19 protein-coding genes, 1 pseudogene and 1 riboswitch are annotated in these 18,649 nt (G+C 41.8%); of the genes and pseudogenes, 4 read left to right on the forward strand and 16 right to left on the reverse strand.

The features are described from left to right. Window positions 1–133: 133 nt before the first annotated feature. Window positions 134–1,486 (reverse strand): NADP-specific glutamate dehydrogenase, encoded by a 1,353-nt coding sequence (gene gdhA / locus G576_RS0101315; protein ID WP_027973027.1) that lies wholly within the window; start codon window positions 1,484–1,486, stop codon window positions 134–136. A 117-nt stretch (window positions 1,487–1,603) separates the two neighbouring features. Next, window positions 1,604–1,975 (reverse strand): lactoylglutathione lyase, encoded by a 372-nt coding sequence (gloA, locus tag G576_RS0101320; RefSeq protein WP_027973028.1) that lies wholly within the window; start codon window positions 1,973–1,975, stop codon window positions 1,604–1,606. 107 nt (window positions 1,976–2,082) lie between these two features. Here gloA and G576_RS0101325 point away from each other — a divergent pair, with 107 nt between their 5' ends. After that, window positions 2,083–2,571, forward strand: coding sequence for a DUF308 domain-containing protein (locus tag G576_RS0101325; RefSeq protein ID WP_027973029.1), 489 nt, complete (start codon window positions 2,083–2,085; stop codon window positions 2,569–2,571). A 23-nt stretch (window positions 2,572–2,594) separates the two neighbouring features. Here the strand turns inward: G576_RS0101325 and trhA are convergent, their stop codons facing one another. The 6 genes and pseudogenes from trhA to G576_RS0101355 form a co-directional block, all read right to left on the reverse strand. Beyond that, the gene (gene trhA, locus G576_RS0101330; protein ID WP_027973030.1) at window positions 2,595–3,245 is read right to left on the reverse strand and encodes a PAQR family membrane homeostasis protein TrhA; all 651 of its coding nucleotides are present in this window, start codon (window positions 3,243–3,245) and stop codon (window positions 2,595–2,597) included. Then, entirely contained in the window at window positions 3,229–3,678 is a 450-nt protein-coding gene (locus G576_RS0101335; protein WP_027973031.1) for a DUF1836 domain-containing protein, read from the reverse strand. Before G576_RS0101335 ends, trhA begins: the two co-directional genes overlap by 17 nt. A 228-nt stretch (window positions 3,679–3,906) precedes the next feature. Then, window positions 3,907–4,371 (reverse strand): annotated as a pseudogene (gene tnpA / locus G576_RS12055) (IS200/IS605 family transposase). Between the two features lie 300 nt (window positions 4,372–4,671). After that, a complete protein-coding gene (locus G576_RS0101345; RefSeq protein ID WP_027973032.1) occupies window positions 4,672–6,582 on the reverse strand; it encodes an ABC-F family ATP-binding cassette domain-containing protein in 1,911 nt (636 codons plus the stop codon). A 52-nt stretch (window positions 6,583–6,634) separates the two neighbouring features. Then, entirely contained in the window at window positions 6,635–6,991 is a 357-nt protein-coding gene (locus tag G576_RS0101350) for a hypothetical protein (RefSeq protein WP_037618134.1), read from the reverse strand. 15 nt (window positions 6,992–7,006) lie between these two features. Beyond that, window positions 7,007–7,720 carry a M57 family metalloprotease gene (locus G576_RS0101355; RefSeq protein ID WP_027973034.1) on the reverse strand — a complete coding sequence of 238 codons (714 nt, stop codon included), beginning with the start codon at window positions 7,718–7,720 and terminating at the stop codon, window positions 7,007–7,009. 163 nt (window positions 7,721–7,883) lie between these two features. Continuing rightward, a riboswitch (THF riboswitch) is annotated at window positions 7,884–7,975 on the forward strand. Window positions 7,976–8,025: 50 nt separating this feature from the next. On the opposite strand from G576_RS0101355, the gene G576_RS0101360 reads away from it, so the two are divergent. Continuing rightward, a complete protein-coding gene (locus tag G576_RS0101360; protein WP_027973035.1) occupies window positions 8,026–8,595 on the forward strand; it encodes a folate family ECF transporter S component in 570 nt (189 codons plus the stop codon). A 210-nt stretch (window positions 8,596–8,805) separates the two neighbouring features. Here G576_RS0101360 and pyrE read toward each other — a convergent pair whose 3' ends face one another. From pyrE to G576_RS0101390, 6 genes are all read right to left on the reverse strand, one after another. Beyond that, complete coding sequence (gene pyrE, locus G576_RS0101365; RefSeq protein WP_027973036.1) at window positions 8,806–9,435, reverse strand: orotate phosphoribosyltransferase; 630 nt, start codon at window positions 9,433–9,435, stop codon at window positions 8,806–8,808. Window positions 9,436–9,452: 17 nt separating this feature from the next. Beyond that, complete coding sequence (locus G576_RS0101370; RefSeq protein ID WP_027973037.1) at window positions 9,453–9,779, reverse strand: inorganic diphosphatase; 327 nt, start codon at window positions 9,777–9,779, stop codon at window positions 9,453–9,455. Next, on the reverse strand, window positions 9,772–10,464 hold the full coding sequence (gene pyrF, locus G576_RS0101375; RefSeq protein WP_027973038.1) for an orotidine-5'-phosphate decarboxylase: 693 nt from the start codon (window positions 10,462–10,464) through the stop codon (window positions 9,772–9,774). Before pyrF ends, G576_RS0101370 begins: the two co-directional genes overlap by 8 nt. A 168-nt stretch (window positions 10,465–10,632) precedes the next feature. Beyond that, entirely contained in the window at window positions 10,633–14,172 is a 3,540-nt protein-coding gene (gene smc / locus G576_RS0101380) for a chromosome segregation protein SMC (protein WP_027973039.1), read from the reverse strand. A 48-nt stretch (window positions 14,173–14,220) separates the two neighbouring features. Continuing rightward, window positions 14,221–14,907 carry a ribonuclease III gene (rnc, locus tag G576_RS0101385; RefSeq protein ID WP_027973040.1) on the reverse strand — a complete coding sequence of 229 codons (687 nt, stop codon included), beginning with the start codon at window positions 14,905–14,907 and terminating at the stop codon, window positions 14,221–14,223. Window positions 14,908–14,917: 10 nt separating this feature from the next. Continuing rightward, entirely contained in the window at window positions 14,918–15,781 is an 864-nt protein-coding gene (locus tag G576_RS0101390; protein ID WP_027973041.1) for a bifunctional methylenetetrahydrofolate dehydrogenase/methenyltetrahydrofolate cyclohydrolase, read from the reverse strand. Window positions 15,782–16,000: 219 nt separating this feature from the next. Here G576_RS0101390 and G576_RS13765 point away from each other — a divergent pair, with 219 nt between their 5' ends. Next, the gene (locus G576_RS13765) at window positions 16,001–16,339 is read left to right on the forward strand and encodes a helix-turn-helix domain-containing protein (protein ID WP_211218861.1); all 339 of its coding nucleotides are present in this window, start codon (window positions 16,001–16,003) and stop codon (window positions 16,337–16,339) included. Then, window positions 16,285–17,019: a tetratricopeptide repeat protein gene (locus tag G576_RS12060; protein WP_211218862.1), complete on the forward strand. Its 735-nt coding sequence runs from the start codon at window positions 16,285–16,287 to the stop codon at window positions 17,017–17,019. The genes G576_RS13765 and G576_RS12060 overlap by 55 nt, the downstream gene beginning before the upstream one ends. 248 nt (window positions 17,020–17,267) lie before the next feature. Here the strand turns inward: G576_RS12060 and G576_RS0101400 are convergent, their stop codons facing one another. Together G576_RS0101400 and G576_RS0101405 are read right to left on the reverse strand one after the other, a co-directional pair. Then, window positions 17,268–17,735: an 8-oxo-dGTP diphosphatase gene (locus G576_RS0101400; RefSeq protein WP_027973042.1), complete on the reverse strand. Its 468-nt coding sequence runs from the start codon at window positions 17,733–17,735 to the stop codon at window positions 17,268–17,270. A gap of 54 nt (window positions 17,736–17,789) precedes the next feature. Continuing rightward, on the reverse strand, window positions 17,790–18,575 hold the full coding sequence (locus tag G576_RS0101405) for an L-threonylcarbamoyladenylate synthase (protein WP_027973043.1): 786 nt from the start codon (window positions 18,573–18,575) through the stop codon (window positions 17,790–17,792). Window positions 18,576–18,649: the final 74 nt, after the last annotated feature.

Below are 18,649 nucleotides of genomic sequence, written 5' to 3' on the forward strand. Positions count from 1 at the left end.
CTTTTCCTCATCAGACAGGTAAGCCAGCCAGTTAGCTTCAAGATAAGGCTCTTGGACACCTGCCTGTGAATTTTCTATAATCCATCAGGTACTCCCAAACAAAAGAGAAGCCGCGCGACTTCTCTTCTACATATTAGACAATACCTTGTGCTGACATTGCTTCAGCAACTTTAAGGAATCCTGCGATGTTTGCACCAACCACTAAGTTACCTGGAGCTCCAAACTCCTCAGCCGCTGCTGCTGCACTTGCGTAAATATTTTTCATGATGTCATACAATTTGCTATCAACTTCTTCAAATGTCCAAGCAGTACGTCCACTGTTTTGTGCCATTTCCAGAGCTGATACTGCTACACCACCAGCATTTGCTGCTTTTGCAGGTCCAAATGAAACACCAGCAGCATGGAAAACATCAATCGCTTCCAAAGTTGAAGGCATGTTGGCACCTTCTGCAACAGCAATAACACCGTTACGAACAAGTGCGCGTGCATCTGCATCGTTAAGTTCGTTTTGTGTCGCACATGGGAAGGCAAGGTCGGCTTTGACCGTCCAGATTGATGAGTCAGGACCAGCTGGGACAAATTTTGCATTTGGATGATGTTCAAGATATTGAACGATGCGGGCGCGTTCAACTTCTTTAAGTTGTTTCAAAGTAGCTACATTGATACCGTCTTCATCAATGATATAACCTGATGAATCAGAACATGCAATAGCTTTAGCACCCAATTGTTCGAGTTTTTCAATAGCATAGATAGCTACGTTACCAGAACCTGAAACAATAGCAGTCTTGCCTGCAAAATCTTCACCGCGAGCTTTTAGCATTTGCTCTGCAAAGTAAACAGCACCGTAACCAGTTGCTTCTGTACGCGTGAGAGAACCACCGTAAGTCAAACCTTTACCTGTGAGAACTCCTGTATACTCATTGCGAAGACGTTTGTACTGACCGTAGAGATAACCGATTTCACGCCCACCAACACCGATGTCACCAGCAGGAACGTCCGTGTCAGCACCGATATGTTTGCTTAGCTCGGTCATAAAGCTTTGGCAGAAACGCATGATTTCGTTGTCTGATTTTCCTTTTGGATCGAAGTTTGATCCACCTTTACCACCACCGATTGGTTGTCCAGTCAGGGAGTTTTTAAAGATTTGCTCAAATCCAAGGAATTTAATGATTGATTGGTTTACAGATGGGTGGAAACGAAGGCCACCTTTGTATGGTCCAATGGAAGATGAAAATTGAACACGGAAACCGCGATTAACTTGAACTTGTCCTTTGTCATCAACCCAAGGAACTCGGAAAGACACAATGCGTTCAGGTTCTACCAAACGCTCAAGAAGATTTTCATCAATGTATTTAGGATACTTATCAAAAACAGGTACCAATGATTCAAACACTTCTTCAACAGCTTGTAGAAACTCTGCTTCATGTCCATTTTGGTCTTTTACTTTTGAAAAGACACTTGCAACGTATTCTTGACCTTTTGTCATGGTATTTTCCTCCAAAATGTTAATACTTGAATAGTATAAATTTTCTGACAACTAATGTCAAGTATTTTTTTATAAAAATTTTAAAACAATGTCAGAAAATCTGACATGGTTTTCCTTTTATAGGCGGATAACCTCAATTTTATAGCCGTCAGGGTCTGTTACAAAATAATAGTGAGGTTCTTGTCCTGGTAAACCCTTGAGATCAGTTACGGTGTAACCTGCTGCCTTGTGGTCTGCGTAAGCTTTTTCTAAATTTTCGACACCAACAGCCAAATGACCATAGCCTGTTCCCAAATCGTAGCCTGGATGATCATAATTATAGGTCAATTCAAGTTCAAAGTCCTCACCATCTATTTTCATAAAAACAAGGGTGAATTTTGCCTCAGGAAAATCCTTCCTACGATCTTCATAGAAGGGAAAGGCTGTTGAGTAGAATTTAATGGACTCCTCCAAATTTTTTACTCGAATGCAAGTATGTAGTAATTTCACCGCTATTCCTCCAGATTATAGTACTTACATAATAGAATAAATGACAACTTTTGACAAGTTTTTGAACTTTACTTATAATAAATGGATAACAAGAAAAGGAGTTTGTCATGAAAAATGTCTCTCTCACCTCAGGAATTTTCTTCCTTTTAGCAGGTCTTTATCTTTTTTACAATCCCTTCGCTGCCGTAGGTACCATCGCTTGGATTGTAGCTCTTTTTATCTTTATCTCCGGAATAAGCAGTCTCCAATACTACCTAAGCCAGCCTTCAGGCTATCGTCCACTGCTACTCCTCATTCAGTCCCTCGTTTCTATCTTTTTAGGGCTCTCCCTAATGGCTAGCTCCGCATTTTCACGTAGCAATTTGGCTATGCTTTTTGTTTCTAGCTGGTTGATTATCCTTGGTTTTGCTCGCTTTTTGGGGAAAGGGCAGAGCTATACAACCAATCATGTCCAAAATAATGGTTTGGTTCTGATTGGAATCGGCTTGCTCCTCTTTCTTGCCCCAGTGTTTTCATCCGTCTTTATCGGAAAATTTCTCTCGCTCATTTTTATCATGATAGGAGCATCGGCTCTGCTATTTGCCATAAGACAGTAAAAGGTTGGGGATTCCCAACCTTTTTATATCATATAAAAGACGATAGCAATGTAGTGAAGCACGGATGCTAGGATGATAAAGAGATGCCAGATCATGTGATCGTAAGGGCGCTTGCGCGCATAGAACATTGCTCCGATGGTGTAAGCGAGTCCACCTGCTAACATGAGAAACCAGAAGACGGGTTCAGTTTTTGTGAGAATAGCTGGTAGGATAAAAATAACTAGCCAGCCCATAATCAGGTAGAGAGTCAGACTGAATTTTTCATTAATTTTCTTTGCAAAAATCTTATAGAGAATCCCAAAAATAGTAATTCCCCACTGGAGGACAATTATCAAGTAGCTCAGCCATCCTTCCAAAAGTGACAAAGCCACAGGTGTGTAGGAGCCCGCAATAGCAATGTATATCATGCTATGATCAATAATCCGTAGAATATACTTATGAGTCGAACCATAAGCCATGGAATGATAGATAGCCGAGGATAAAAACATGAGGAATAGGCTAATGACAAAGATTGACATACCAACAGCCGCCTTCGTATTATAAGCCTGATAAGCATGGATGGCCGTGACAGGCAAGAGGGTCAACATGGCTATTGCTCCAACAGCATGAGTCACACTGTTGGCAATTTCTTCACCAAAAGAAAGGCGTTTACTGAGTTTAAAGGTCTGATTCATGATTTCCTCCTTCTAGCTGACTATTAAGCCGATGGGTTTCAAAGTAGTACATCACAGTCTGACAAGCCATCTGAATAATTTCGGGAATTTCGGTCTGCTTTTTTCTCATGCAAGACACAAAATGATTATAAAGCATTTCTGAATCCCCTACTTCCTGCAAACGATTTAAGACTTGGCTAATCTCCTGAATGGAGAAGGTATTCTTCAAGAAGGTAATAGCAATCAGTCGTGCGACTTGATGCTTCTGGTATTTTTTCTTGATGGGTTTACCAATATAGCCGTGCTTAACATAGTTATTAACCATGGCAGCCGTTAGTCCTTTGTCAGCTGGCATAAATTTAGGTTGCGCAATTTGATTAACCAAGAGTAGCACCTGATCTAAGTATAGTTCCAAATCAGGCAGGTCTTTCCAATAAGGAATAGCATCAAACATTTTTAACTTCCTATTATCTAGTTTTGATAACTAGATAATATCATTTTCTAAAAATGATTGCAAGGAAAAATATGACTTTTATGCAAATCATGACCACCCGTCTAACGGGTGGTTTGAACAGGGGCTATAAGCCCACATCACCAGCCAGCGCCTAAAGACGCTGGCTTTCACTTTGTTCAAGCCTCACTGCTTTTGACTCGTCACTTGCCTCTTAAAGAGGCGTTGGTATTACTTGCCATCATCCCTAAAGGGATCTTCGTATTCTTTCACACTCAGTTTATCAAGTGTGATATCATGCTTTTCCTGTTCTTGAATATATTTCTTTATTGTGGCTTCATTAAGTCCGACTGTACTCACGTAATAACCCTCTGCCCAAAAATGGCGATTCCCAAACTTATATTTGAGATTGGCGTGTTTGTCAAACATCATGAGAGCACTTTTGCCTTTCAAATAGCCCATGAAACTAGATACGCTAATTCGCGGAGGAATACTGACCAACATATGAACATGGTCCGGCACGAGATGTCCTTCAATGATTTCTACACCTTTGTAGCGACATAAACGGTGGAATATCTCGCCTAGACTGCTTCGATATTAATTATAGATGATTTTTCGTCTATACTTAGGGATGAACACAATGTGATATTTACACATCCACTTTGTGTGTGATAAACTATGTGCCTTTTGTGCCATACTTTTCTCCTTTCGCTTTACAGTGGGCTTGAACACCTCTATTGTAGCGCGTTTGGAGTTTTTTTGGTATAACCAGCGATGCGCACCCGCATAGCGGGTGGTTTATTTGTCTCGCACCTTACGGAGCGAGACGGACTTAAAGTCACATAAAAAAAAAACAAGTCTAACCAGTAGGTTAGACTTGTCTCTTTAGGAGATTTATGAAAAAGAATAAAGTTTGGATGTCCTATTTCTAGGATAAGACAAGTATAGCGAAGCTTTCTTAAGGAAAACTGAAACTTTTCTTAGAAAAGACTTAATTTACTCCAACCTCTCACTCAACTCTTCCCACTCTTCCATGAGAGTCATTTGTTCTTCTTGGATAGCGTCAAGTTCTTTTTGGAAATTGGCGAGTTGTCCTAGATCATTTGTTGCTAACATGTCATCGTTAATCGCAGTTTCACGCGCCTCAATTACTTCTAGACGTTCCTCAATTTCAGTGATGCGACGTGTTATTTTTCGGAGCTCTTTTTGATTGGCTTTTTGGTCTTGGTAATGGCTGGCGCCAGATGATGGGGCATCAGCTGTAACAGTCATTTCTTCTGTCTCTAATCTTGCTAGCTCTTCTGCTTCCGCTTTTTTCTCCAAATAATAATCGTAATCACCAAGATAAAGGGTACTGCCAGTTTTTGAAATCTCCAGCACTTTTGTAGCCACGCGATTGATAAAATAGCGGTCGTGACTGACAAAAAGGAGGGTGCCGTCAAAGTCTATAAGGGCATTTTCTAGCACTTCCTTGCTATCAATGTCCAAGTGGTTGGTCGGCTCGTCCAGGATAAGAAAATTGTTATTTTCCATGGAGAGTTTGGCGAGAAGCAAGCGAGCTTTCTCACCACCAGACAGCATGGAGACGGACTTTTTAACATCATCTCCAGAGAAGAGGAAAGCACCTAGGCGATTTCTAATCTCCACTTCTGGTGTGGTCGGAAAGGCATTCCATAGCTCGTCAAGGACGGTATTGGTGCTAGTGAGCGCTGACTGAGTCTGGTCATAGTAGCCGACTTCGACATTGGCACCGTAAGTCGATGTACCCGCAATAAAGGGAATCTTACCCACCACAGACTTGATAAAGGTAGTCTTTCCAATACCGTTAGGTCCGACAATCGCTATAGCATCCATCTTTTTGACATCTAGAGAAATAGGCTGCGCTAAAATATCACCATCGTAGCCGATAGCTGTATCTGTCACGGTCAAAACGACATTGCCTGATACTTTCTCCGAATGGAAGGTCATGTGTGCGGATTTGTGTCCGGCAGAGGGTTTGTCTAGACGCTCCATTTTATCTAACTGCTTGCGACGGGCTTGGGCACGTTTGGTCGTCGAAGCGCGGACGATGTTACGTTGGACAAAATCTTCTAGCTTAGCAATTTCTTTGGCTTGTTTTTCAAAATTCTTTTCCTCAGTAGCTAACTTTTCAGCTTTTAAATCCATGAACTTGGAATAGTTACCTGCGTAGCGGTCAAGGCTGTGAGGATTGAGGTCAAGCGTGATAGTGGTCACCTTATCAAGGAAATAACGGTCGTGACTGACAATAATGAGAGCCCCTTGATAGTTGATCAGATAATTTTCCAGCCAGGCAATGGTCTCGATATCCAAGTGATTGGTTGGCTCGTCTAGCACTAGGAGTTCTGGTTTTTCAAGCAGCATTTTAGCCAAGGCTAAGCGGGTATTTTGCCCACCAGAGAGCTGGTCAATAGTCATACCCCACATGCTCTGATCAAACTTAAAGCCATTGAGAATGGCTCGAATGTCAGACTCATAAGTAAAACCGCCTCGCTGCCTGAAATCTTCAGACAAACGATCGTAGTCGGCCATGACTTTATCTAGGTCGCTTCCAGTCAGCTCTGCCATTTTCAATTCCATCAACCGAAGTTTTTTCTCATCATTGCGTAGATCATCGAAAACATGAAGCATTTCATCATAAATAGTATTTCGAGATACAAAACGACTGTCTTGCGCTAGATAAGAGAGGCTGAGGTCGCGCTTGGTATTGATTTCACCAGAAGTCGGTGTCTCTTCTCCTACCAAAATCTTAAGAAGTGTCGACTTCCCCACACCATTTCGACCAACAAGGGCAATGCGGTCTCGTTCATCGACTTGAATGTTAATGTTATCGAAAAGAACGTCACCTGAAAAGGAACGCTCAATCTTGTTTCCACTTAGTATAATCATAGTTTTATTATAGCAAAAATCAGCTAGATTTCGCAGCTAGCTGATAGTTTTTTTAGATAAATTGTCTAATAAGCTCTTGGTTTTGCCAGATGAGATAAAAACCACCTGCAAGAATGATAAGGAAGAGGATAAATTTTATCACACCTTTAACAAAACGAATGAGTAAAGTCAAAATAACTGAAATAACTAGCCATGACCAAGCAGAGCCAGCCATGAAAGCAGAGACTTGTTCATAACTATTTCCCACAAGGTGGATTAACCAATCAGGAAGATGAGCAGATAAATCCGCAGTCGAAAAACCTGTCAGATTAGCCACTTGGTGCTTTAAATTCTGTAAATAACCAAAGACACCAGCATTAAAGAGCAAGAGACCGGCTTGCTCAGGGTATTTTTTCATCAATTGAAACATATTAATCCTTTCACATTAAGCGTAGAGGGCATTGACAGCTTCAATATCTGAAGCCTGAATACCAAAGTAGGAACCAGCTGATTGCATGACTGAGTCCTGACTATCATTATGAGCAAGTCCAATAGCATGTCCCAGTTCATGACTGGCAGTATTGACAATACGCTCAAAGCTGTAACCATAATCCTCATCGAGCAGAAAATAGCTGTTGAGGTAAACATCGGCGTGAACCAAATAATTGGTCAAACTGTTTGTCTGGGTATCAGCAAGTCCAGCAGCCTTAGTATTCGCATCGGACATATCGGTAGCGATGATATCAGCCGTGCTTTCTTGATCAACAAAAACAAAGGTAAAGACTCCTGTTGCATTCCATTGCGCAATAGCTTCTTGATAGGCTAAACGCAAGGTTTCATCCGTTGATTTCAGGTAAACTGTTGCTTGTCGATTGGACCAGCGGGCGCTTGTATCATTTTCATGAGTGTCAGTTGCCAACTGACTGACCGCATCTATGGTGTCCTTAGTGGCTCTGCTATTGACAAAAAAGGATACTTTAGAAAAAACTTGATCGATAGATTGGGCGAAAGATGAATTGCTTGTTTGAGTATAGGTAAAAAGCAGGGCAGCTACCAGAGCGAGGAAGAGTATTGTCTTAAAGACCCCTAAAACTAATGACCAAATCAAACGTAACATTAGCCTAGGTATCAGAAAAAGATAATCTAGAAATTTCCGCATAAATCCCTCCTTTAAGATGAATTTCTCTCAGTATAGCAAGCTCCAATTAAAAATTCAAGGCAAAAGTCAGCTGTTATTAATTTGTTATCTTTTGTAAAAACATCTCAAAAGCATTGCAATATTGGTCCTTTCTGTGCTAGAATGAATAGGTAAGTTTTTCTTACACAGAGTAGGTGATTCGCGTTAAGTGTGTGTGAATGGGATGTTGTCACACAACGAAGCCAGTAGGCGCGGTGAATCATTGCATCCGCTGTTAAATCAGATAATCTGATTTAACAGCTCCAAAACAAAAAGGAGCCTTATACATGAAAACTTTTTTCAAAACACCAGCGCTTTCAACACAGCGCTTGGTTACCCTTGCTATGTTGATTGCCATTGCCTTTGTCATTAGCCAATTTGACATTCGCATCATTCCCAATCAGCTTCAAATTACTCTCACTTTCCTTGTGAATGCAGTCATCGGTGCTATCGCCGGTCCTATTTGGGGCTTTGTCAGTTTAGCCGTCCTCGATTTATCAACTATCTTCCTTTCGCCTGATGCAGCAAATTTCCTACCTGCCTGGACTTTGATGGAAGCTGCAACTGGTTTTCTGTATGGACTTTTCTTTTATGGAAAAGAGCTGAGCTGGTCTTCTAAAAAGAGTTGGCTTTATGTCAGCTTTGCCATTATGATTATCATGCTTTTTAGTACCTTTATCATGACACCTCTGCTTCTTCAGGTCTACTTTAAGTATGATTTTGTGGCTCAATACATCGCAGGCCGCTGGCTAAAAATCTTTGAAATTCCTATCCGGATTATTGCCACCATGGCTATCCTTCCACAGCTACAACGCATTCCTGAACTGCGCAAGTTGATGGGACTTACAAAATCATAACATAACAAGAGCGTTCATCCCCGCTCTTTTTTATATAGCAAAAAAGTCTGGAATATCCAGACTTGAGGTTCTATAGTCGAATGAATTGGCTTTCAGACAAGGAGCTGAGGTGCAGGCAGTACTAGAGTATGGAAAGCCGAAAGTGACACTGTATCAAAGCTAATGCAAATGACTATATTCTAATTTTAATAGTTGTTCTTGGTTGCAAGATTAATTCTGCCAATTTTCTTGATTTTCTTTAAATTTTTTGAGAAGTTGTAGACCGTCTGCGGTAATGTAACCTTGAACCTTTGCTACTTTGATGAGCTCTGAATAATTTGACAGAGTAACCAATTTAACACCAGCCTTTTCAAAATTTTCAGTGGCTTTTGGTAATTCATAGGTGAAGATAGCTGCGACACCCAATACCTCCACACCAGCTTCCTGCGCAGCTTTGACCGCTTCAAGAACAGAACCACCTGTCGAAATCAAGTCCTCGATGATGACCATTTTTTGCCCCTTAACGACACGACCTTCAATCTGATTGCCAGCTCCATGAGCTTTCGGTTTTGAACGGATATAAGAAAAAGGCAGGTTCATTTTATCTGCAATGATAGCCCCGTGTGGGATACCTGCTGTTGCGGTACCTGCAATCACTTCCACCTCAGGAAAATGTTCTTTGATTTTTTCTACAAAGCCATCCTCAATAAGGGTACGTGTCTCAGGATAAGAAAGGGTAATACGATTGTCGGTATAAATAGGTGACTTAATACCTGATGCCCATGTAAAAGGCTCCTCTGGTTTGAGATATACTGCTTTTATATCTAATAGATCAGATGCGATGTGAGTTGCGAGTGTCATAATGTTCTCCATTTCTTTTATAATAATTCAATCCAAGAATCAAAGTATTGCTCAATAAACTGTGTATCTTGCCTGATGTCCTCTAAACTAAGTTCTTCCCCAGGCGAGGTCAAAACCCATTTATCCTCAACATCATTTGTTCGATGAATGATGGCCACCAGCTCTCCGTCAAAGGTTTCTATGGGCTTAATAACTTGCTTAGAGAGGATGTAGACATCTTGTTCTTCCCCATCACCAGCAATCCTATCAGGGATGTAGCCATAATTGACTGAATAGATATTGCCATAACTATCCTGATAGCCCATAGGCCTATCAACGATTACTTTGAAAAAGTCTCTAACCATTCCATTCTTCCTTGATAGCTAGATAAGCAGCTACTGGATCCTGAGCTCTTGTAATCGGTCTCCCAACCACGATATAGTCAGAGCCAATTTTTCTAGCTTGGCTTGGGGTCATAACCCGTTTTTGATCGCCAATAGCAGAGCCCAAAGGACGGATACCTGGGGTTAAACAGATAAAGTCTGACTGGGTTGTTGATTTGATTTGATCTACTTCATGTGCAGAGCAGACAACCCCGTCAAGACCTGCAATCGCTGCTTTTTTAGCATAGTGACAAACAGCGTCAGATAGGCTAGTTTGAATATTTTGGTCTTCTCGCATTTGTTCTTCGGATGTTGAGGTCAACTGGGTTACCGCAATCAGTTTTGCAGAACTTCCTAAACCTTCTCTGGCTGCTCTCATCATCTCTACACCGCCTGCTGCATGGACGTTGGTCATATCTACACCTAATTGGCTTAGCACCGCCATAGCTGACTTTACAGTATTAGGAATATCGTGAAGTTTCAAGTCCAAAAAGACTGAATGCCCCTGGCTTTTGACAAAGTTAACAATCTCTGGACCGAGTGCATAGTAGAGTTCCATGCCAATCTTGACATAGAGCTTCTCCTCTGCTGGAAAAAGAGCCAAGAAGGTCTTGACCTCGTCAAAGGTCGAAAAATCTAGAGCGATAATGGGACGTTTTTCGTACATGTGGCCTCCTTTTGCCTAAGAAAAGAACCCCGCCAGAGGGCAGGGTTCGACAAAAGAGTAGGCAAAGAGCCTTTATTTTTATCGTGAACCTTGCAAGCCTCTCTGGACTCGGTTAAAGGTTTTTCTCAATTATAGGTTAGTTTGTGAGGAAAGTCAAGGAAAAATTGGTTAATCGACCATCTTCTCTGCATCTTTGAGTTTTACAGAGACAATTTTTGATACACCAGATTCCTGCATAGTGACACCATAAATACTGTCTGCGGCAGCCATCGTCCCTTTGCGGTGTGTAACGACGATAAATTGACTATTCTTATCAAAACGGTTGAGATAGTCGCCAAAACGCTTGACGTTAGCCTCGTCCAGGGCAGCCTCTACCTCGTCTAAGATGACGAAAGGTATGGTTTTGACACGTATGATGGCAAAAAGCAGAGCCAGGGCTGAGAGAGCTTTTTCGCCCCCTGACATGAGATTGAGTGATTGAATTTTCTTACCAGGTGGTTGGACGGAAATTTCCACACCGGCCGTTAGCAGGTCTCCTTCAGTCAGAACCAAATCGGAAGAGCCTCCACCAAACATTTGGGTAAAGGTCTGCTTAAAGGACTCACGGATGGCTTCAAAGGTTGATTTAAAGCGCAGCTTGACCTCATCATCCATATCATTGATAGTATCAAGTAAGAGATTTTTTGCGTGAACCAAGTCATCTCTTTGTGTGTTGAGGAAGGTCAAACGTTCTGAAACCTCATCATACTGGGTAACAGCATCTAAATTGACTGGACCAAGTGCCTTGATTTGTCGGTTCAAATCTGCCAGTTCTTGACGTGCCTGAGGCAGATTTTCAAGTGGTTTTGCCTGAGCTTTTGCTTCGTCAAAACTCATTTGATAATCGTCGACTAAAGTACGGGCAAAGCTCTGCAATTTTTCACCAAAATTGTCAAGTTCTGCTTCTAACTGGGCTTGCTGACGGATGAGGCCTTCATTTTTATGACTGGCCTTTTGCATCTGCTCATCAATATCCTCAAGGCTGCCCTCGCAATCTTCCAACTCGAAACGTAGGCGAACAAGGGCTTGCTCAGTCTGAGTCTGACGAGCTTTACTTTCTTCCAACTGCTGAGTAAGTCTAGGTAATCGGTCAATGTCGGCCTCTGAAAGATCAGTCGTCAGCCAATTTTCAAGGGTTGACATTTCTTTGGTAAGTGTGCTGATTTCAGAAACGATACGGTTAAGATTGGCACGTTCAAAACGCTCCTCACTGGCCTTCTCTCGCTCCTCAAGGCGGAACTGTGATAGACGCTTGTTCAAATCGGCAACCTTAGCAGTAATGCTATCCTTGTCTCGCTTAATTTCCGTCAAATTGTCAGAGACTTGCTCTTTCTGTTTTTGAATAGATAGGAGCTGACCAGACAAGGCTGCTTTTTTGTCTTCTAGTTCATGTGTGTCCTCTTGAGCTGATTGTTTTTGAAGTGCAGAGCAGAGTTGACTGACGCGGTCTAGGCGCTCCGCCACTTGTTCGTAAGTAAACTGAGCTGTCTGCTCCTCAAGGCGAGCTTTTTCGCCAGCTTCTTTAATTTGAGTTAGTTTTTCTTCAGTTTTTTGAAGTGACTGCTGAGCCGCTTCAACCGCTTTTTCTTGATTGCGCAAGCTTTCTTTTAAAAGAGAAAGCTCCTGTGCAAGGGTATCAAGCTCCGGCTTGATGAATGTTGTTGCGTTTTGACGATTTGAACCACCGGCGAAGGATCCGCCTGGACGAATTTCCGAACCATCAAGGGTGACTAGTCGAATCTGAAAGTTAATCAGACGAGCTGCCTGATTTGCCTGATCAAGGGTCTCAAAAATAGCCGTGGTAGCCAGTAAGTTTTCAAAAATGTTAGCCAACTTTGGTTCAAAAGTAACTAAATCACTAGCAAAACCTAGAAAGCCAGTTGCTGTTTCCAATTTCTGACGATTTGGACCAGCAACTTCACGAGGCTTGATGGTTGTCAGAGGCAGGAAGGTTGCGCGACCTGATCGATTGCGCTTCAGGAAGTCGATTGACCGCTTAGCTGCATTCTCGTCTTCTACAATGACATGCTGACTAGAGCCACCAAGGGCAATCTCGATAGCTGTTTGATAAGTTGGCTCAAAAGTGACATGCTCTGAAACGGCACCAATAATGCCACCAATTTTCTGGCTATTTTGCAAGATTGCCTTGACACCAGCAAAGAAGTTACTGTGACTTTTTTGAATAGCTAAGAGAGAGTTTTGACGAGCTTCCTTATCTTTGACCCGATCCAACAATTCAAACATCTCTGCTTGCTTAGTTTGGTAATCTCTTTGAAGTCTTTCTAATTCTTGAGCAGAGCTTTGATAGTTTCCTAAGAGCTCTTGAACTTGAGCGATAGCCTCATCATGTTGCGCTTTTTTAGTAACTACATCGCTTTCAAGTTCGGTTTTTTCGGTCAAAAGCTGAGCTAATTCAGCTGATTTAGTCTCTAGAGTTTGGGTTCGGCTGTCGATTTCAGCTTGTATAGCAGTCAGACTATTGGAAATCTCTGCTTCTTCCTGCATGAGTGTGACAAAGTCTTCACGAAGATTCTCAATAATCTGATCTGGGTTGGTTGAGAATTTTTCCAGCTGTTCTTCAAGCGACTGGATAGCAGATTGGCTGTCCTCTAAGTCTTTAGCAAGCTGAGTCAGCAGACCTTCTTTTTCGACTTTTGAACTTTGAAGTTTGTCCAAATCTGACTTCATTTGAGACAAACGCTCACTAGCATCTGCTTTTTTCTCCTCTTTCTGGCTTGATTCCAGAGCTAAAAGGTCAATTTGACGCTCCAAATCTGCTCTGAAACGGGTCAAATCCATAAGCTCAGCTTGTGTTTTAGAGACTTCTTGAGTGAGTTGTTGGCGCTTTTCCTTGAGTTTTTGGTTGTCCTGCTCTAGCTGGTCCCGTTGCTGGTAATAAACAGAAAGTTCTTCCTTAGTTTTCGCTAACTCTTTTTCTCTGCTCTGCCATTTTTCCCGAAAACTGACAATATCTTCCACCAATATATCAAGATGGAGCGACTTGCGTTTGTCCTCTAAAGCTAGGAAACGCTTGGCTGTCTCTGCTTGCTTTTCGAGTGGCTTGAGCTGATTATCCAGCTCATAGATGATGTCCTCCAGACGATCCAGATTGTCCTGAGTCTGGTTTAGCTTGGTCTCAGTCTCTTTCTTTCGGGTCTTGTACTTGAGAACACCTGCCGCTTCTTCAAAAATCGCGCGACGTTCCTCAGGTTTTGAGTTGAAAATAGCCTCAACACGCCCTTGGGAAATAATGGAAAATGAGTCTCTTCCCAAACCTGTATCCATAAAAAGATCATGAATATCACGAAGACGAACTTTCTTGCCATCAATCAGGTAATCGCTGTCTCCATTTCGGTAAATATGACGTTCAACTCGGATTTCTTCAGGTTTATCAGGGATAAAACCGTCGGAATTATCCAAAGTAACGGTGACTTGGGCATAGTTTAAAGGTTTACGATTTTGAGTACCAGCAAAGATAACATCAGGCATCTTGCCACCACGTAGACTTTTGGCAGATGATTCCCCTAGCGCCCAACGCAGACTTTCAGTAATATTGGATTTTCCAGAACCGTTTGGTCCCACAACTGCTGTTACTCCTCGATCAAATTCAACCTTGGTTTTATCAGCAAAGGATTTAAAACCCTGCATTTCAATTTTTTTTAGAAACATAAATTCCTCAGTTATGAAAGTGATGTTTTTTCAACCACCACATTGCTTTTATTGCATTTTTTCTATGGCATTTTTAGCTGCTTCTTGCTCGGCTAGCTTTTTGGATTTTCCTTTACCCTGACTAAGTTTTTTTCCATTGACAAAGACCTCAATTTCAAAAATCTTATCATGAGCAGGACCGGTTTCCTTAACCACCTGATAGTTAATAGCAACATCACCATTGACCTGGAGTAGCTCTTGTAAGGTTGTTTTGTAATCTTTAACTCGGTCATAATTGCCAATTTCAACCTGAGGAATCATAACTTGATTGATAAAGCTCTCGACTGCTGTTACACCCTTGTCCAAAAGCAGAGCTCCCAAAAAGGCTTCAAATAAATCTCCCAAAATGGCTGGACGTTGGCGTCCACCAGTTTTCTCCTCACCGCGACCAAGTTTAATATGCTTATCAAAGTCACACTGACGAGAAAAGCCGGCCAAAGACTCCTCACGCACAATCATGGAGCGGAGTTTTGACATATCGCCCTCAGGCATGTCTGGATATTTCTGATACAAATAACGAGAAATCGTTAATTGCAGAGCAGCGTCTCCTAAAAATTCCAAGCGCTCATTATGTGAAATATTTAGGGCACGATGCTCATTGGCATAACTAGTGTGCGTAAAAGCTGTCTCCAGCACCGTTTTATTCTCAAAAACGATGCCGAAACGCGTCTTCAAAAGTTCATCTAAGTTGTTCATATCTTATATCTTACTCTTTCTTTGGAGAAAGGCTACGCAGAGCAGCGTCGTAGGTCTGTTCTAAAAGCATGGTAATGGTCATAGGACCTACACCTCCGGGAACTGGGGTGATAAGACTTGCCACCTCTGACACCTCATCAAATGCGACATCACCAATCAGCTTGCCATTGTCATCACGATTCATACCAACATCAATGACAACCGCACCTTCTTTGACAAAATCCTTAGTAACAAAGTGACCCCGACCAATGGCAACCACCAAAATATCAGCTGTTTTAGCAACTTCAGGTAAATTTTTTGTTCGCGAATGGGTCAGGGTAACTGTAGCATTTTTTTCCAGTAGCAAGTGAGCCATAGGCTTGCCGACAATGTTACTACGACCAATAACAACAGCTGTTTTCCCCTCAAGGTCCACCTGATAAGCTTCCAACATCTTCATAATTCCAGCTGGCGTGCAAGGCACCATGACACGATTTCCAGACCAGAGATTTCCCATGTTGGTCGGATGAAAACCGTCAACATCCTTGTCAGGATTGATGGTCAGAAGAACCTTCTGCTCGTCAATATGGTCAGGAAGAGGTAACTGCACTAAAATACCATGAAAGCGACTGTCAATATTGAATCTTTCGATTTGGGACAAAAGCTCCGCTTCACTTATTGTATCAGGCAAGCGCACTGTTTCGCTGATAAAACCAGCAGCAAGTGCTGCGCGTTCTTTATTACGGACATAAACCTGACTAGCAGGGTTCTCTCCAACTAAAATAACAACCAAGCCAGGAACAATATCGTGTTGGTTTTTCAAATTTTGAACTTTTTCTGCTAACTCAGCTTGCATCCGTTGAGCTAGTCCCTTTCCATCAATCACAGTCGCCATAATTACCTCCTAAAAACACAATCGCTTTATTATATCAAAAAAGTCTGAAAATATCATCTTCTGGTAACATTTAGACAGGAAACTGCTACTGATATTAAGCTTTGCTTAATCCAACTAAAAAGAGAGATTTATCAACAATTTTCCGATTGTTTTTAGATTTTTTTGCCTTATAATATAATCATCAAGAGCTCGTGATATATTAACTAAAAGGAGAAAACCATGACAACTATTGGTGAAAAAATTAGAAAACTGAGGCTCAGTAAGGGGTTAAGTCAGACGCAACTGGCTGAAAAGTTGGCTATTTCAAATCAAGCCGTTTCAAAGTGGGAAACAAATATTGCCCAACCTGATATCATGCTTCTGCCTGAACTTGCTATCATATTCGGTGTCAGTATTGATGACCTTTTTGACTACAACAAGGATAAAATGTATGACAAAATCACCAGTCAGCTTGAGAGCGGCTACCTGTTATCTCATCAAAAATTTCTGACTTATGAAAGTTTTTGCTTGATGAACTTGGCCATAACCCAACAAATTACCGTGCTAATAGTGAGCTAGGTTACCTCTATGATTCTCACGCTAACCATCTTCGGAAAAAAGCAGTGCAGTATAGCAAAAAAGCCCTAGAATTGCGGCCAAATACTAAGACAGATATCAATATTATCAATAACGCTTCAGACGGTGCTCGCTATGACTGGAATACTGCTAGCCATCATGACCTGATTAAATATTATCAAAGGACTCTAAAGGTCGCACCCGAAAACAAGCGCCTCTACTTCTATCTTTTGGATAATCTGATTGCCGACGGACGTTTGGAAGAAGCCAAAGACACTCTTGAACAATCATTTGAAGAAAAACCTGATTCCTTAAATAACTTTTATCGTATCTTAATCATGGAAAAAGAAAAGGGGTTTGTACAGGTTAAAGAGCACTATCTCAGCCTAGTTGACCAGCATTCGGATGACTGGCGAGTGCTCTTCTCCATTGCCAATGAATTTTGCCGAAATGCAGACTACCGCTCTGCCATTCCCATCTGGGAAAAAGCCTTTGAGGCTCAAGAAAAGCCACGCTACACCGACTGCCACGACTCTATCGCTCTTTGCTACCTTCATTTGGGAGAGACTGATAATGCTATAGGGACTTACCGCAAGATTCTTGATATCCTACACGACGAATGGAGCATCCGCTTCAGCTCCTATATTGACCGTGTCAATCAAAAAATAGCCGACTTATCATAAAATAAATCCCCTATCCGTTAGAAAGGGGCTAAGACCAAATATAAAAGGACTGGTTCTCATTTTCCGAGCAGCTCTTTGAGATGATACAATCAGGTTGAAAACCTTACAGGTCAGCTTCTATGCGATTCAAAATTTCTAGCCATAACAAGCTATCAAGAGGCACTGGCGTCCGACACACCTAAGGAAGTGTCAAATGATAGTACTCGTCTCCAACCTCACGCCCTTTCATTGGAAAGGGTTTCTTTGTATTAAAAGAAAATTCTCTGCAGAATGCCCTCGTCGTCTCGGACATAGAATAACTCTGAGCTGCTCTTGTCATCAAAAATAGAAAGGATATCTTCCATAGAATCAGCGAGTTCAATCTTATTTATATCAACTTTAGAAACCCACTTAATCTCCCCCTCCTCTGAAGAGCGGATTTCCCCCTCAAACTCAGTTGCTTTATAGAGAAAAACGAGGTAACGAATTCCTTCTTCTCGCGTGTGAAAATGCTTAATGCCAATCAAAAGAGGATTTTTAATCGTCAATCCTGTTTCCTCATAAACCTCACGAACCACGGCTTCATGCAGACTTTCCCCAGCCTCGATATGACCACCTGGTAAAGCTGCACCATCCCAAGCATAACGTTCAGAATCTCGGATTTGCATAACAATGTTGCCTTGATTATCTTCGATGAGACACATATTGGTTAAAATAACCTCTTGACTTCTTGCCATAATAACTCCTTTTATATCTGACAGCAAAAGAGCGCCCTAAAGCGCTAGTATTGCTTAATAGTACTCCCCTTGGCGATAGTTCCAAGAGTTAAAGTGGTCTGACAAATGCATCATGATTTTGTCGATATCAAGACCTTTACGGATGACTACTGGACAGTTGTTGATAGAACGGCTACCTTGACCTTGCTCTGGAATGAGCTTACCATCAGCATCAACCATTGAGACCATAACCCCTTGCTCGTAGCGAGTTTCGATAGTTTTGTCAGGTTGGATTGAAGCCACATAATCGTCAGCTTCGATAACCAAGTCAACCATTGTTTCAATACGCTCACCGATACCCTCTACTTTACCGCGGTTACCTTTACCAGATGGGTTGGCAGATGAGGCGTAAACCATTTTACCTTCTTTTTCCCACATTTCCTTGGCAATTTGCTCACCAGCCACACCAAACTTGATAACGAAGCAAGATGTGCCACGCACGTCAGTCATGAGTTCTTCACGTCCATCGCCAAAAGCTTTCAATTTTGCGTAAGCTTCTGGTTTCCAAGGTAAGATGCAACCAAGAAGAATATCTTCATCCCAATGTTTTTGGTAGAAAGCATCGATTTCTGGCGTCAGTTGAGCCAATTCACGAAGTTCTTCCATGCTACCACAAAGAACGACTCCTGGTTTGTTGCGGTTACGCTCTTTAGCCTCAAACTTGCGCTCCAGGCCTTTGCGATCGCTGGTCATGATGATGTAACCAACCTTAGTCGGTGTTACGATACAGCCACCCTCACCGTTCAAAATCTCAAAACCTTCTTTGTTGAGGTTTCCATCCCAATGTACGTGTTTAGTCATAATTTTCTCCAATTATTATTGATATTGTTTTATTGTAACATAGCAGAGCTATGTTTTCAAGTATTTTCTGAATA

It is taken from the genome of Streptococcus porci DSM 23759 (assembly GCF_000423765.1).
Classification (GTDB): Bacteria; Bacillota; Bacilli; order Lactobacillales; family Streptococcaceae; genus Streptococcus; species Streptococcus porci.